Genomic DNA, 15,343 nt, shown 5'->3' with positions numbered 1-15,343 from the left:
AGTCCGCGTGAACACGGCACTCGTGGCCGGGGGTGCCGGCTTCATCGGCTCGCATCTCTGTGACGGTCTGCTCGCGTCCGGTCGCCGCGTGATTGCGGTGGACAGCTTTCTGACCGGGCGTCCCGAGAACGTGGCGCACCTGGCGGGACGACCCGACTTCCAGTTGATCGAGCATGACGTTTGCGAGCCGCTGGACGTTGAAGAGCCGGTGGACGCGGTGTTTCACCTGGCGAGTCCGGCCAGCCCGACGGACTTCGACCGCATTCCCGAGGAGATCATGTGGGTGAACGCGCTCGGTGCGCGCAACCTTTGTGACCTGGCGCAGCGAGACGGCGCGCGCCTGCTGCTGGCGTCGACCTCGGAGATCTACGGCGATCCCCTGGAGCACCCCCAGCGCGAGACCTACTTTGGCAACGTGAACCCGATCGGGCTGCGCTCGCCCTACGACGAGAGCAAGCGCTTCGCCGAGGCGCTGGTGATGATGCGACGCCGCATGCACGGGCTGAATGCGCGCGTGGTGCGGATTTTCAATACCTACGGTCCCCGCATGCGTGTGGGGGACGGGCGCATGTCGATCGAGTTCGTGACCAACGCCCTGCGCGGCGAGCCGCTGACGGTGGTGGGCGACGGCAGCCAGACGCGGAGCCTGTGCTTTGTGACCGACATGGCCGAGGGCATTTCCCGCGCGATGTATCGGCCCGCCACCGACGGCCAGGTCTTCAACCTGGGCAATCCCAGCGAGCACTCGGTGGCGGAGTACGCGGATTGGATTCGCGACATCGCGGACTCGTCGTCCGAGATTCGCCACGTGCCGGCCCGCCCGGACGATCCGCAGCGGCGGCGTCCCGACATCGGCCGCGCGCGCGAGGTGCTGGCCTGGCAGCCGCAGGTGGCGCCCGCCGACGGATTGCGTCGGACGGTTGACTGGTACCGCGAGCATCTGGCGCTTGCTGAGCCGAACTAGCCCAAGCGCCCTCGTCTCGGCCTGGACGCCGCAGCTGTTGCTGGCGCTGGCCGCCGTCGTGGTGTCCGGGATTTACGGAGCACTGGCGGCGGCGGAGCTTGGCGGCGTGTTGCAGGTGGCGCCGCCGGTGCTTGGGGCGGCGCTGGCGGCCGCCGCGTGGTGGACGGCGCAAGATCGAGCGCGCGGGCTGCGTTGGCTGGCGGCCCTGGCGGTTGTCGGGTTCGTGGCCGTGGCGATCGTGCAAACGCCGCCGGCGCTGCTGAGCATGGCGCTCGTGGCGCTCGGCGGGGTGGTGCTGGTCGGAGGACTGCGCATCGCCGGCAAGCTGCCGGACGCGCGGTCCACGACGGCCATGCTGGCGGCCGCGGCCGTGGCCCTGGTCCCGTTTCGCGGACTGGGCGAGATTGCCCTCGGGCCGTCGGTGGTGGGGCTGAGCGACTTTGCATTGGGGGCGGCGCTGGTGGTGTGGCTTGGGGGGCACGGCCGCGGGCGGATCGAGATTCCCCGGCTGGCGCTGGCGATAGTCGTCTTTGCCGCGTGGTTGAGTGTCACCGGCGTGCTGGCCCCCGATCCGGCGCCAGTGCTCAAGGAGACCATCAAGTGGCTGCAGGTGGCCGTGGCGGTCGTGCTGCTGGCGGATGTGCTGCGGCACGCCGACGCCAGGATCGCCGTGGCGTGGCTGGTCGGAGTGGCCGTGACGGCGGAGGCCGCGGTGGGGCTGGTGCAGGCGATAACGGGCATCGGGCCGGCGGCGTTCAACGTGGGCGGTCTGATCCGGTCGTTTGGAACCTTCGAGCAGCCCAATCCCTTCGGGGGTTACCTTGGATTGCACTTGCCGTTGCTGCTGGCCGGGGCGATCTATGCCCGGCGGTCGCGACGGCCGTGGATCGCCGCGCTCTGGCTGCTGGTGCTGGTAGCGCTGGTGATCAGCCGATCGCGAGGAGCCTGGATTGGAATGATTGGGAGCACGGCCGTGGTGCTGCTGGCGGCGATGCCGCGGGTCCGCGTACTGGGCGCGGCGACGGTCGCGCTGATCGTGGCCGGGTTCCTGGCCTTCGCCGGCTGGCAGCTCACGGGGGGCCTGGAACGGGCGCTTCCCGATCCGGCGCGCGCGGCGGTGGAAGGCCGAACGGAGGTTCGCGACGCCTTGCGCATCGTGGTGGACGACGACTTCGCCATCAGCGAGCGGCTGGCCCAGTGGGAGGCCGGCTGGCGGATGTTCATGAGCGCGCCGCTGATCGGTGTGGGCGCGGGCAACTACGACCAGGCGTACTCCAGGTTCAACTTCGAGCCGTTCTTGCAGTTGCCGGGGCATGCGCACAACATCTATCTGAACTTCGCGGCCGAGGCCGGATTGCCGGCGGCGGTCGCGTTTCTGGCGCTCAGCGTCTGGGCGATCTGGCGTTGCGTCCGCGCGGTGCATTGGGCGCGGGGTGCGCCATGGGAGTGGGCGACGATCGGGGCGCTGGGCGGTATGGTCGCGTTTTCGTTGCACAACCTGGTGGACAGCTTGTTCGTGAACGGCATGGGTCTCGTCTTCGCGCTCTTCATTGGACTGAGCTACGCCATTGAGTGGGATCACCGTCGCCGGCAGGCGCCTCCGGGCACGGGAGCGGCGTCATGAACGAGCGGGAGATCCCGCCGGAGGGCGCCGAACCGGAGGGGCCGCTGGTCGCCCGCCCGGCCCTTCGCCGCGGCTTTCTGAGCGTCCGGACGCTGCTCAGCTTTGCGATCGCCGCGGCGCTGCTGGTGCTGGTGTGGTTCCTGAACGACCTGTCGATCGAGGAAATCCTGGATCGGCTGTCGCGCGCCAATCCGTGGCTGATCGTGGCCGCCTTCGTGGTCTACGCTTCGAACTTTCCGCTGCGGACCTTGCGCTGGCGCATCTTGCTGAACAACGCGGTCAAGCATGAGGAGACGACGCCGAAATACACGATGTGGGGCCTGTTTCAGATCCTCTACATCTCGTGGTTCGTGAACGGCGTGATTCCGCTCAAGATGGGCGACGTCTACCGGGCCTACATGGCCCGCGCCAACTACGGCACGTCGCTCACGCGCACGCTGGGGACGGTGTTCACCGAACGCGTGCTCGACGTGGTGAGCCTGATTCTGATCGTGCTGGTGAGCTCGGTGTTCGTGCTGCAGCAGGCGGAGGTTGGCGAGGACGTGGGCCGGATCATCGTGGTGGCGGTCGTGGTGCTGGCCGTGCTCGCCGCGGCGGTGTTCGCCATGCTGCTGTTCGGCAGCCCGATTTTCCGACGCTTTCCGAAGCGGGTGGGGGAGATCTACGAGCGCTTTCACAGCGGCGTCTTCGATAGCTGGACCTGGCGCAGCGGACCCTCACTCTGGCTGTTGAGCTTCGTCATCTGGACGGCGGAGATGGGCCGGCTGACCCTGGTGACGCGGGCGGTTGGGCTCGAGCTGGGCCTGGGCACGATCTTCTTCAGCGGCGCGGCCGCGTCGCTGCTGCTGGCGTTTCCGACCCCCGGCGGCCTGGGAGCGGTTGATGGCGGGATCATCGGCCTGCTGCGGGTGGCCGGCGGCGTGAGCGCCGGGCCGGCGGGGGTGGTGGCGATCATCGACCGGTTCATTTCCTATTGGTGCGTCACGGTCACCGGCGCGGCGATGTTTGCGTTGACGCGAATGAAGCGGTAGGGCAACCCGTGCGGGTCGGCATCGACTACACGTCCGCCGCCACCCAACGGGAAGGCATCGGCCGCGCGACGCGCGAGCTGGTGAACGCGATGCTGCGGCTGCCGGACTGTCCGGACCTGCGCCTGGTCTATGCCCACCGCGGGCCGGTGCCCGAGGCCGATGCGCTCGGCGTGCACGAGCGCGTCAAGCTGCGGCGGTTGCCGCTCAGTCCTCGGGTCATGCTGGCGGGCTGGTACAAGGCGCGATTGCCGCTGCCCATCGAGACGCTGCTGGGTCCTCTGCATGTGATGCACGGGCCGGACTTCGTCCTCCCGCCGCGCATCGCGGCCGCCGGCGTGGTCACCGTGCACGACCTGGCGTTTGCCACCCGGCCCGAGGACGCGCACCCGGCGCAGCGGCGGTTTCTGGAATCCGCGGTGCCATGGTCGATCGACCGGGCGCGATTGGTCGTCGCGGTCTCCGAGACCACGCGCCGGGACCTGATGACGCGCTACGGCGTGCGCCCGCACCGGATCCGGGTGGTGCCGAACGCGGTCAGCGCGGATTTCCACGAGCGTGACGGCGCGGAGGAGCTGGCCGCGGTGCGACGACGGCTGCGGCTGCCCGAGGAATACCTGCTGAGCGTGGGCACGATTCATCCACGGAAGAATCTCGGGGGGCTGGCCCGCGCGGCCGCGTTGAGCGCGCGGCAACTGGGCCGGCAGTTGCCGGTGGTACATGTGGGACGCGAGGGCTGGCTGTGCGAGCGGGTGTTCGCCGACATCGAGTCGGCCGGACCGCCCGGCGTTCGATTCGTCGGCCAAACCAGCGACGCGACGCTGCGAGCGCTCTATCGCCGGGCGGCCGTGCTGGTGTATCCGAGCTTTGCGGAGGGCTTTGGCCTTCCGATCCTGGAGGCGTTCGCCTGCGGCGCCCCGGTGGTGACGTCCAACGAATCCGGGATGCTCGAGGCGGCGGGAGATGCGGCGGAGCTGGTGGACCCGCACGATCCCGAGTCAATCGCCGCCGGCATCGTGCGCGTGGTGCGGGATGCGGATCGGCGCGCGGAGCTGATGGAGCGCGGGAGGCGCCGGCTCGAGGACTTTTCGTGGTCCCGCTCGGCGCGGCAGATGCTCGACGTGTACGCCGAGGCGCGCCGCGGTGAGCCGTCGCCCCAGGGCAGCGGGATCGCCGCGAAGCGGTAGACTGCGGCCGAGGCAAGGCGTATGACACCTCCCGACATTCTGAGCTACGCCGTCCTGGGCGTTGTGGCCTACCTGCTTGGCAGCGTGCCGGTCGCATTGATCATGTCCGCCGTGCTGAAGCGGACGGACCTGCGACGGATCGGCTCCGGCAACCTGGGCGTGCTCAACACGATGTTCAACGTGGGCAAGCTGCCCGGCCTGCTCACGATCGTCGGCCACGGCATCTTGGCGGCGCTCACCGTGTTTCTGGCGGGGTGGTTTCCCGAGGGATGGTTTCCCTGGGGATGGCAGTATCCGGCCGACTGGTGGGTGCCGATGCGGGACGACGTCGGTCTCATGGTTGCCATGGCGGGGCTCACCGCGGGCAACATGTGGCAGCTCTTCGCCAAGTTTCGCGGGAGCCGCGGCAGCACCACGGTGGGTTGGGCGCTGCTGGTAGCCGCCCCGCTCATGCTGCTGGTGCTCTTTGGGGTGTGGCTGGCGGCGATTCTGGCCATCCGGCGCAACGTGCCCGCGGCCCGCGTGCTTCACGCGGCGATCCCGGTGGTGTTCGGGCTCATGCAGGGCTCGTGGACGTTCGCCATCGGCGGGGCCGTGATCGCGGCGCTGCTGACGCTCAAGGTCGCCTTTAGTGGAGACGACGCCACGGCGCTGGGCGTCTACCGGCGGTTCGGCATCAACGAAAACCGCTAGGCGCACCAGCCTCCGGTGCGCGTCGAGCTCAACGCCCTCTTTCGCCTATATCCGCTGACGGGCACCGGTCAACACCTGGAGCATCTGGTCGCCGCGCTGCGGGCGGGATACCCGGACATCGAGATCGTGGAGCGCGTGCCTGGGAGCGGAGCGCGGGGCCGCGTCGGGAAGGTGTGGTGGGAGCAAGCGGCATGGCCCGCGGCCGCCCGCCGTTCGGGCGACGTGCTTCATGCGCCGCATCTCGCGCCGCCGATCGCCATATCGCGCGCCATCGTGACCGCGCATGACGCCATTCCCTTCGTATTGCCCGAGTACGGCGCCAGCCGACCGCGGCGGCTCTACAACCTGCTGACTCGCGCCGGGCTGCGGCGTATCCGCCACGTGATCTCGGTGTCGCACTGGACCCGGCGCGAACTGACGACGGTGCTGGGCGTGCCGGCCGATCGGATTCACGTGATTCACAACGGCATCGCCACGAGCCTCACCCCGACGCCGGATGGCCGCGACGCGGCGATTCGTGGGCGCTTCGGTCTTCCGGCGCGCTTTGCGCTGTATCTGGGGGCGCTGGACGCTCGCAAGAACCTGGGCGTGCTGCTCCAGGCCTGGCCGGAGATTTGGTCGGCGACCGGCGTTGCCCTGGTCGTCGCGGGACGCGCGCCCCGCCCCCAGAGCCCGGTGTACGTGGACTGGTTCCGCAATCATGGAGACGCCCCCTGGCTGAACGTGATTGGCGAGGTGCCGGAAGAGGACAAGGCAGCCCTCTACCGGGCCGCCGCCGTCTTCGTGTTTCCGTCGCGCTACGAGGGGTTTGGGCTGGACCCGGTGGAGGCCATGGCGTGCGGCGTTCCGGTCGTGGCATCCGATGCGACGTCGATTCCGGAGGTCCTGGGCGACGCCGCCGTATTCGCAGGTCCCAATGACGCCGCGGCCTGGACGACTGCCGTGGCGGACGTGCTGAGCGATCCAAACCGAGCGGCGTCGCTGCGTGATGCGGGCATCGCACGGGCGCGCGAGTTCACGTGGGAGCGGGCGGCAGAGGCGACGATGGCGGTTTACGCCAAGGCGGCGGGATGAAGATTCTCATGGCGTCGAAGGCGCTGGTGGTGGGCGCCTATCACGCCAAGCTCGAAGCCCTGGGCGCGCAGCCCGAGGTCGATCTGCTGGCGCTGGCGCCCGATTCCTGGGTCGAGAGCGGGCGGCGGCAGCGCGCCGAGCCGGTCACGCCCGCACGATACGGCCTGCGCTACCAGCCGCTCCGGCTGAACGGGCGCTTTCACCTGCACTGGTGGCCGGGGCTCGCGGGCGCCGTCGAGGAGTTCCGGCCCGATATCGTGCACATCGACGAAGAGCCCTACAACGCGGCGACCGTGCATGCCTGCCGCGTCGCTCGCAGTCGCGGTGCGCGGGTGGTTTTTTTCGCCTGGCAGAACATCCGGCGGCGATATCCACCGCCGTTCGCGTGGTTCGAGCGCTACGTCTTCGGGCGCGCCGCGGGCATCGCCGGGACTCCGACGGCGGCCGAGGTGCTGCGGGCCAAGGGCTTCGGGGGCCGGCTGGCGGTCATCCCGCAATTCGGCGTGGATCCCGAACTCTTTGCGCCCGGCGACCGTGAACCCGGCGCCACGTTTCGCATTGGATATGCCGGTCGGTTGATCGAGGCGAAGGGCATCGAGCTGCTGCTGGAGGCGGTGCGGCGGATCGACGGCGACGTGGAGCTGCTCGTCGCCGGCACGGGACCGCTGCAGGAGGCGATTCGCGGGCAGACGGCGGGCGACAACCGCGTGCGTTTGCTGGGCGCGCTGCCCAGCGCCGCGATGCCGGACTTCTACCAGGGGCTTGACGTGCTAGTGCTGCCGACGCTGGGACGGCGAGGCTGGACCGAGCAGTTCGGGCGCGCGGCCATCGAGGCCATGGCCTGCGGGGCGCCGGTGATCGTGTCCGACGCGGGCGAGCTTCCGGCGGTGGTGGGCGAGGCGGGACGAATTGTTCCCGCCGGCGACGTGGAGGCGCTCAAGCAGGCGTTGGTCGACTTGCGCGAGCATGCCGACGAGCGCGGGCGGCTTGCCGAGGCGGGACGAGCGCGCGTGCTGGCGGAATTCACCCATGCGCGGATTGCCGAGGCGACGGCGGCGTTCTATCGGGCGGTGATGGACGGCTCCGACCGGTAGAACGCCCCCAGGCATCACATGACCCACGGCGGACATGCACCCCAATCCGTTCGGCACCCCTTCGACAGGCTCAGGGCGAACGGATTGGGGTGAAGCTCTCGAGTCGTTTCGAGCTATTGCGATCGAAGTCGCTAGCCGCCGACGATCTCGCCTTCCACCGGGTCCACGCGGATTCCCTGGGCCTCGGTCCACTCGACGGCGGCGTCGATCTCGTCGTGGTCGCCTTCGACCAGCAACTGGACCCAGCCGATGCCTCCGTCGATGTCCGCGCGGCGGATATCGAGCCGCAGGTCGAAGCGCCGTGCGAGCTCGTTGACGATCGGCGATTGGATCTTGTCGGCGGGGTAGGTGAGCTGCAGCCGCATGCGCGCGGGACCGCGCCGGGAGACGGACCGTGGGCCGCGCCCGTCCCATGGATCGTCGACGGCGACGGACCCGCCCGCCTCGGCCGCTTCGCGCACCGCGTCCAGCACGGCGAGAGTGCGGATGGCGTCGAGGCTGGTGACGACCGGCGCGGTGCGCTGACGCACCACGCGGGCAAACTCGGCGATCTCGCCGTCGAACATGGCCTGCCACGGGTCGCCGAAGTGATGCAGGGTGGCGGGGCGGTCGAAGGTGCGACTGGCGGTGGCGTTGACTTCCACCGTGGCGGCAAACACGTCGCTGCGCAGGCGGCCGGCGCGGCCGACCAGGTCGATTACGTCGCCGTGCGCGGGCGATGCCTGCGAGACCACAAGCGCGGCTGTCACGTCGTCGTCGAACGTCATCAGGATCGAGGAGGTTTCGTCGCTGCCGGTGTCGTGGCGATTCACGACGCGCGCGCTCACGCTCACGACCCGGGCGCGGTGCAGCCACAGCACCTGGTCGACGAGGTGGCTGCCGACGAAGGCGAGTTGTCCGCCGCCGCGCGCGGGCTCGGCCAGCCAGCCTTTCAGCGGCGGACCGCCCTTGAACGCGACGATGCCGACGATTTCACCGGTCAGACCGCGCGCCAGCAGGTCGCGCAGATGCGTGCGGGCGGGATGGAAGCGGAGGCAGTAGCCGGGCATGACGACGACGCCGCGCTCGCGCGCCGCCGCGGCGACGCCTTCGGCCTCGGCGCGGTTTCGAGCCAGGGGCTTCTCGACGAGCACGTGAAGACCGGCGTTGATGCACGTCAGCGCCGTGTCTGCCAACGCGTCGTGGGGCACGGCGATCACGGCCGCGTCGGCGACGCCGCTCGCGGCCATGGACTCGGCGTCGTGGAAGGCCTGAACGCCGCCGAGCGCGACTTCTCGCGTCGCCGTCGGGTCGGTGTCCACGGCCGCCGTGAGTACGACCTCGGAAGCGTCGTGAATCGACGGCAGCAGCCGGGCAACCATGTGGTCGCCGCAGCCCACGGCCGCGACGCGCAGGGGATCAGCCATGTGGACCCACCGGTTCCGCCTTGATGGCGGGCATTGTAGAGGGGCGGTCAGATGTCTCGACGTTGGAAGCCGCGAATTGCGTAAGCCAGCGCCAGCACCAAGTACACACCGGCCACCAACAGCATCCAGCCGGACGGAGGATTCAGTGAGCTGAACGGGCCTCCCGTCATACCGCCCGCCGCCCCCGACTCCTGGGCCAACTGTGCGCCGGCGAGGTCCCAAAGCGCCCGCGTGGGCAGCAGCACACTCGTGGCGATGCCGATGTCGAACGTGACGGGATTGTCGAGAAAGTTGCCGATCTGCTCGATCACGCCGCCGACCAGCGCCACCGCGTAAAGCGTGAACACCACCACGCCGTTGGCCAGCGTGCCCAGCCGCGTGCTGCCCGCGATGGTGAGAGCCAGCAAGATGGCGGCGGCGAACAGCATGGCGAAGGGCGCCGTCCAGGCACGCTCGGCGTACTGCCCGGTGATGATCGAGACGACGGCAATCATGATCGCGGTCGAGACGCCGATGAAGACGGTGAGGAGCATGAGATTGCCCAGGAACTTGCCCAGCACAATGTGCGCGCGGCGCACCGGCCGAGCGGCCACGGCGTGCATGGTGCCCTGGTCGATCTCGCCGGAGATGGATCCCACCGCGAGGAAAATGGCGAGCAGCGAGGCGACGAAATTGAGGCTCCACATGCCGCCCTGCAGCATGAAGCCCACGATCACCCGTTGCATCGACATCGTGAGGTCGGGATCCGTGGAGATGTCGCGGTAGCCAAACCACACGCCCACCGCGTAGAGCGCCAGGAAGCCGCCGATGACGACCGTGGCGGCGAGCACCACGCGGCGGCGCACGGCCTCGCGGAGCGTGTGGTCGGCGATGACCCAGAGGTTCATTGGTCGGTGGCGTCCGCGAGGCGCACGAACAGGTCCTCCAGGCTGTTGGAGCGGACCTGGACCTCGTAGATGGAGACGCCGGCGCCGGCGAGATGGGCGGTGATGCGGGCGATGTCCTCGTCGCCGGCGGCCGTGAGGACGTAGCGGCCGTCAGCCGGCTGTGCCGACACCGGCTGGACCCCGCCTGCCCGCAGGGCCGCCTCGGCGCCCTCCCCAAGGCGCAGCTCCACCTCGCGCGCCGCCAGCAGCTCACGCAGGTCGCCGGCGGCCACGATGCGACCGCGGTTGATGATGGCGACCTGGTCGCACACCTGCTCGACCTCCGAGAGCAAGTGGGAATTGAGAAACACGGTGATGCCCACCGCCCGAAGGTCGCGGATGATGTCGCGCACGTCGCGCCGGCCGATGGGATCGAGCGCGGAGGTCGGCTCGTCCAGCACGACCAGGGGCGGTTCCGCCAGCAGGGCCTGCGCCAAGCCGATGCGCTGGTGCATGCCCTTGGAGAACGTTGCCAGGCGGTCGCGGCGACGGTGCGCGAGTCCCACGAGCTCGAGCATCTCCAGCGTCCGCTTGCTACGAGTGTCCCGATCAAGACCGGCGAGGCGACCGTGAAAGTCGAGGAACTCGGACGCGTGCATCCAGTGGTGAAAGCGAAACGTCTCGGGCAGGAATCCGATCTGCCGCCGCGCGGCGAGGCTGCCGGCGGGATGACCGAGCACGGTCACCTCGCCAGCGCTGGCTTGCACCAAGCCGAGAATGATCTTGACCACGGTGCTCTTGCCCGCGCCGTTAGGGCCGAGGAAGCCAAAGACCTCGCCCCGAGGAACGTCCAGGTCGATGCCGCGCACCGCGTGTGTGTCCCCGAAGGACTTGCGCAAGCCGGTGGCGCGGATGGCGGCCTGGTCCACGCCTAGGCTCCGGGCTCGATGCCGGCCAGGCGCCGCAGCGCCTCGGGGCCGAGCGGTCCCATGAGCGCCGCGTAGGAGTCCTCGGCTCGCCAGAAGACGAGGGCGCGCCCGTCGGGCAGCTGCAGCGATTGCGGCTCGGCGTCGTCGCTGAGCGGTTCGAGCCCGAGGATGTCGCGGTACAGCGCGATCTCGCTCAGCTCGACTCGACGTGCGAGCACGGGTGGCAGGAACTCGCGCACGAGGGCCTGGCTGATCAGCTCGAGATCGACCTCGGGCGGCGCGGATACCAGCGGCGTGGCGAATTGGACGAGCACCAGGTCGTTGTCCCTTCGCGCTCCGTTCGTCCAAGTGGTGATCAGCATGTCGGGCCCCTGGACGCTCACCGCGCGCGTGCGCAGCCGTTCGGGCAGCGGCACGCGCACCTGCGACCCCGCCAGGAAGCTCTGCAGCTGCTCGAAGTCGACGTCAATGCGCCAGGCGCCGCCCTGCCGCAGCGTCCGCTCGGCCGCAACCGCGAACCCGGCCGGAGCGTCCAACTCCATCGGCTGGAATGAGAGATCGGGCAGGGGGTCGGTCGCGCCGAGGTCCAGATAGACCGGCGCCTCGATCTCTGTGATTACGAAGGTGTCCGGCGCCAAGTCGGTCGTGGTCGCGGGAGTGGCGGCGACGGTTGGCGCGTCGGCGCCGGCTTCAATGTTGATGGGCTGCTCGCGCAGTCCGTTGAGCACGTGGTGGACGGCGAGCCGGACGGGCTCGACGGTGACGAGCAGCGCCACGACCGCGGCCGTCAGGCCGAGTCCCGCCCATAGGCCGCGGGACCGCAGGACGTTGGTCAAGGTGCTCGGTAGTCGGGGCGGGCGTCGTGGTTGAGCATCAGGTGCGTGGAACGCCGTTGCACGCTGCTAGGCGGCGGGGTCGCGCGCCGTCAGCAGGGAATCCAGAAAGGGCTCGGACAACGGCACGCCACGGGCGCGAGTGTTGCGGTGCGCCGCGCGCTCGTCGTAGGGCACGCGCCGGATGGTGGCGGACCAGCGGCCCGACCCGTCGTCCAGCACGGCGTAGGTGGCTTGCCCCGGTTGACCGTCGTAGGTGCGACCCACCGAGCCGCAGTTGACGAGGAGCAGCTGACCCACGTGCCGCACGAAGGCGCGGTGGGTGTGGCCGCAGACCAGCACCCGTGCGTCCACCGAGGCGAGTTGGGCGTCCACCTGCTCGTCCGACGTGTCGGGAGTGATGCCGGCCTCGTCGTTGCCGGGTGAGGCGTGAACCACAAGCATCGGGCCGGCGGACGACGGCACGCGAATGACGGTGCGCATCGAGGCCATGCGTTCAATCAGGCGTTCGCCGAGCCGCGCCCGCGCCCAGGCGAGGTTGCGCTCCAAGTGCTCCGCCGCCGCTGGGGATGTCCGGCGCATGGCCTCCAGGGCGGGGCGCGGGTTTGCCAGGTAGCGGTCGGTGTTTCCCTGGACCAGGGGCCAGCCGAGCTCCAGCACCCGCTGCCAGCACTCGAGCGCGTGCGCGCCAAAAAGCGCCGCATCACCGCCGAAGATCACCTGATCGGGCGCCTGGGTCTTGAGGTCCGCCAGCACGGCGAAGAAGGCGCCCAGATTCCCGTGAATGTCGGTGACAACGGCCACGCGCATGGCGGCAAGGGTAGTGCATCGGGGTGCGGGTAGTTGGTGGCTTTGACCTCAAAGGAGCGCGTGGTGAGCCAACACTGGTCGGCGCCCTCCACTCCCCCGTTGAATCGCCGGCGTGGATTCCCGCCTTCGCGGGAATGACGGAAGGGGCGCAAGGATTTCCATCAAGGGCGAGGGACCGGATCGCCACCTAGGCGATGCCGGAGAACGCGGGATGCGCTGAGTGTCTGTCCGGCCCCTTAGATTCCTCGCTGCGCTCGGAATGACGGATGGCTACACTCCCGACGTGGCCGTTAACGATCACGCGACACCGCCGCGCATGCACCTGGTGCGGCAGCAATTCGATGCCTCCGAGGTGCCGGATTTCGACCGGCGGCTGGCGGCCGAATCTCGATCCGTGCTCACGGCGCAGGGCGTCGGTTCGGGTTCCCGCATCGCCATCGCCGTCGGTTCGCGCGGCGTGTCGCCGGTGGCGCGGGTGGCCAGAATCGTGAGCGAGGCGGTTCGCTCGCTGGAGGCCGAGCCGTTCATCGTTCCGGCGATGGGGAGCCACGGCGGGGGCGCGGCCGCCGGACAGGCGGAAGTGCTGGCCGGATACGGCATCAGCGAAGCTTCGCTGGGCGTGCCGGTGCAGGCGACCATGGATACCGTCGAGCTCGGGGCGACCGACGACGGCGTCCGGGTGCACCTGGATTCGGCCGCGGCGGCCGCGGACGGCATCGTGGTCATCGGGCGGATCAAGCCGCACACGTCGTTTCGCGGAACCGTCGAGAGCGGCCTGTGCAAAATGCTCGCCATCGGGCTGGGCAACCGCCGCGGCGCCGAGACCATCCACGCGCACGATCTGGCAACCACGATTCCGGCAGCGGCGCGGGTCGCGCTGGCGGAGGCGCCGGTGTGCATGGGCGTGGGGCTGGTTGAGAACGCCTTCGACCGCCCCCATCGGCTCGCGGTCGTCGGACCGGAAGCCTTCGAGGCCACCGACCGTGAGCTGCTTGAAGTCGCCCGCGGCGTGCTCCCGCGCCTCCCGCTCGACGGCCTCGATCTACTGGTGGTCGATCGCATGGGCAAGAACGTTTCCGGTACCGGCATGGACCCGAACGTGATCGGCATGTGGCGGCGATTCCCAGAGTTGCCGCACGAGCCGGACTATCGCTGGCTGGCGGTGCTGGGCCTGACCGAGCAATCGCACGGGAACGCGGTTGGGATCGGCATGGCGGACCTGACGAGCCGCAAGCTGACGGATGACATCGACCCGGTGCCGACATATGCCAACGTGCTCACGAGCATGGCCGTGGGCATGGCCAAGGTGCCGCTGACGCTGCCCAACGACCGCGAGTGCGTGGCGATGGGGCTTTCGTTGGCGAAGCGCTCGTCACTCGAACCGCTGCGCGTGGCTCGCATTGCCTCCACCATGGAGCTGGAAACCTTTTGGCTCAGCGAGGCGGCGTTGCCCGACCTGCCCGAGAGCTGCGAAGTGGTCGCCGGTGGCGCGTCATTCGACTTCGGCAAGGACGGATCGATCGTCGAATCCGGCGCTTACGCCCATTGACGCGCCGCGCGCAAGCGCCGCTCGCCGTCTGACGGGCGAATCCCGCCGTCGCCCGTGAACCGCCGGCGGATCCTGCTCGCCAGCGGTTGGTTCTACGCGTCGCTGGGCGTGGCGTTCAATGCCCTTGGTCCCGCGCTGGAAGCCATCCGTGAAGAGTTCGTGCTCGAATACATCGGTGCGGGCATGGCCCTGGCGGCGGTCGGTTTGGGCTACACGGTTGGCTCGCTGGTGGGCGGGCCGATCTCGGACCGGGTCGGAACCCGTCCGAGCATCATCGTTGCGTCGGCCGTCGCGGCCCTGGGCATGCTGCTCGCCGGGGTGAGCCCCGCGTATCTTTCGTTTCTGGCGGGGCTGGCGGTTGCGTCGGTCGGGTGGGGCGCGACGGAGGTTGCCGTCACGGCGCTGATCGCCCGTGCCGGAGCCGCGCTTTCGGTGCGGGACCTGAATCTGGCGCAGCTCGGATTCGCGGGCGGGGCGATTGTCGCGCCGGCCATCGTGGGCGGCTCGTTCGTCCTCGATTGGGGCTGGCGCCCGCCGGTGGTGCTGAGCGCGCTGCTGGCCGCGAGCGTGGCGGCGGCGTTCACCCGCATTCCGAGCGCGCCCACCGTTGAGCGACCGACCTCCCTGCGAGGGGTGATTCGGGCGGCCGCGGCGCCGGTGTTGCTGCTGATCGGTCTGGCGTCGGCGCTGGTAGTGGTGCTGGAAACCGGGCTCGCCGGGTTCTTCGCGCCATTTCTCGAGTACGCCTTCGCGCTCGATCGTGCCGCGGCGGCGTCGTTGGTGACGCTGTACTGGGTGGGCGGATTCGTCGGTCGATTGCTGGGGGCCTGGCTCAGCGGGCGACTGGACCTGATGACGTGGCTGATCGGCGCCTCGGTCGCGACCGCGCTGGCGGCGCTGTTGGCCGCGCTGGCCGCGGAGGCGTGGATGGCGGTGGCCGGTGCGGCGCTGGCCGGCGTGGCGAGCGGTGCGCTGATTCCCTCCCTGCTGGCATTGGCGGCGCGGCATCGACCGGCCGACGCGGGGGCCATGCTGGGCGCGGTGATCGCAATTCTGGGGCTGGGCGGCATCGGGGCGTCGCTGGGGATCGGAGGCGCAGCCGATGCGTGGACGCTGCGCGGCGCGATGTTGATCGCTCCCGCCGTGATGGCGGCAACGGTGGTGACCTTGATCGCCATTCGGGCGCTGATGCGGCGGGAGGCGGAGGGCGCTGGTTCGTAGCCGGTTCTCATTCACGGTCGACGCGCCATCGCGAGCCCGGCTGGAACGACCTCGGTGATTGGAAC

14 protein-coding genes are annotated in these 15,343 nt (G+C 69.7%); 9 read left to right on the top strand and 5 right to left on the bottom strand.

Translation table 11 applies throughout. From position 1 onward, the window contains the following. Positions 1 to 7 precede the first annotated feature (7 nt). From OXG79_06310 to OXG79_06280, 7 genes are read left to right on the top strand one after another with little or no spacing between them, the layout of a single operon-like run. Positions 8 to 964 (top strand): GDP-mannose 4,6-dehydratase, encoded by a 957-nt coding sequence (locus tag OXG79_06310; protein MCY3783381.1) that lies wholly within the window; start codon positions 8 to 10, stop codon positions 962 to 964. After that, complete coding sequence (locus tag OXG79_06305; protein ID MCY3783380.1) at positions 948 to 2,588, top strand: O-antigen ligase family protein; 1,641 nt, start codon at positions 948 to 950, stop codon at positions 2,586 to 2,588. Before OXG79_06310 ends, OXG79_06305 begins: the two co-directional genes overlap by 17 nt. Further along, positions 2,585 to 3,619: a lysylphosphatidylglycerol synthase transmembrane domain-containing protein gene (locus tag OXG79_06300; protein MCY3783379.1), complete on the top strand. Its 1,035-nt coding sequence runs from the start codon at positions 2,585 to 2,587 to the stop codon at positions 3,617 to 3,619. The genes OXG79_06305 and OXG79_06300 overlap by 4 nt, the downstream gene beginning before the upstream one ends. A gap of 8 nt (positions 3,620 to 3,627) precedes the next feature. Continuing rightward, positions 3,628 to 4,803 (top strand): glycosyltransferase family 1 protein, encoded by a 1,176-nt coding sequence (locus OXG79_06295; GenBank protein ID MCY3783378.1) that lies wholly within the window; start codon positions 3,628 to 3,630, stop codon positions 4,801 to 4,803. Positions 4,804 to 4,824: 21 nt separating this feature from the next. Then, positions 4,825 to 5,496 carry a glycerol-3-phosphate acyltransferase gene (locus tag OXG79_06290; GenBank protein MCY3783377.1) on the top strand — a complete coding sequence of 224 codons (672 nt, stop codon included), beginning with the start codon at positions 4,825 to 4,827 and terminating at the stop codon, positions 5,494 to 5,496. A gap of 15 nt (positions 5,497 to 5,511) precedes the next feature. Beyond that, positions 5,512 to 6,570 carry a glycosyltransferase family 1 protein gene (locus tag OXG79_06285; protein MCY3783376.1) on the top strand — a complete coding sequence of 353 codons (1,059 nt, stop codon included), beginning with the start codon at positions 5,512 to 5,514 and terminating at the stop codon, positions 6,568 to 6,570. Further along, positions 6,567 to 7,664 (top strand): glycosyltransferase family 4 protein, encoded by a 1,098-nt coding sequence (locus tag OXG79_06280; GenBank protein MCY3783375.1) that lies wholly within the window; start codon positions 6,567 to 6,569, stop codon positions 7,662 to 7,664. Before OXG79_06285 ends, OXG79_06280 begins: the two co-directional genes overlap by 4 nt. Before the next feature lie 131 nt (positions 7,665 to 7,795). Here the strand turns inward: OXG79_06280 and OXG79_06275 are convergent, their stop codons facing one another. The 5 genes from OXG79_06275 to OXG79_06255 all read right to left on the bottom strand — a co-directional run bounded on the left by OXG79_06275 (position 7,796) and on the right by OXG79_06255 (position 12,508). Further along, a complete protein-coding gene (locus OXG79_06275; GenBank protein MCY3783374.1) occupies positions 7,796 to 9,070 on the bottom strand; it encodes a Gfo/Idh/MocA family oxidoreductase in 1,275 nt (424 codons plus the stop codon). A gap of 47 nt (positions 9,071 to 9,117) precedes the next feature. Continuing rightward, entirely contained in the window at positions 9,118 to 9,957 is an 840-nt protein-coding gene (locus tag OXG79_06270; GenBank protein ID MCY3783373.1) for an ABC transporter permease, read from the bottom strand. Beyond that, positions 9,954 to 10,865, bottom strand: coding sequence for an ABC transporter ATP-binding protein (locus OXG79_06265; GenBank protein ID MCY3783372.1), 912 nt, complete (start codon positions 10,863 to 10,865; stop codon positions 9,954 to 9,956). The genes OXG79_06270 and OXG79_06265 overlap by 4 nt, the downstream gene beginning before the upstream one ends. Before the next feature lie 2 nt (positions 10,866 to 10,867). Then, positions 10,868 to 11,701, bottom strand: coding sequence for a hypothetical protein (locus tag OXG79_06260; GenBank protein MCY3783371.1), 834 nt, complete (start codon positions 11,699 to 11,701; stop codon positions 10,868 to 10,870). Between the two features lie 66 nt (positions 11,702 to 11,767). After that, positions 11,768 to 12,508 carry a metallophosphoesterase family protein gene (locus tag OXG79_06255; GenBank protein MCY3783370.1) on the bottom strand — a complete coding sequence of 247 codons (741 nt, stop codon included), beginning with the start codon at positions 12,506 to 12,508 and terminating at the stop codon, positions 11,768 to 11,770. Positions 12,509 to 12,791: 283 nt separating this feature from the next. On the opposite strand from OXG79_06255, the gene OXG79_06250 reads away from it, so the two are divergent. After that, entirely contained in the window at positions 12,792 to 14,057 is a 1,266-nt protein-coding gene (locus tag OXG79_06250) for a lactate racemase domain-containing protein (GenBank protein MCY3783369.1), read from the top strand. Positions 14,058 to 14,111: 54 nt separating this feature from the next. Continuing rightward, positions 14,112 to 15,278, top strand: a complete 1,167-nt coding sequence (locus OXG79_06245; GenBank protein MCY3783368.1) for an MFS transporter — start codon at positions 14,112 to 14,114, stop codon at positions 15,276 to 15,278. The last annotated feature ends 65 nt before the right edge of the window (positions 15,279 to 15,343 follow it).

The organism is Chloroflexota bacterium, assembly GCA_026706485.1.
In the GTDB taxonomy this organism is placed as follows: domain Bacteria; phylum Chloroflexota; class UBA11872; order UBA11872; family UBA11872; genus JAJECS01.
The sequence above is the reverse complement of the archived record's forward strand: the minus strand, read 5'-3'. Positions and strand labels throughout refer to the sequence as shown.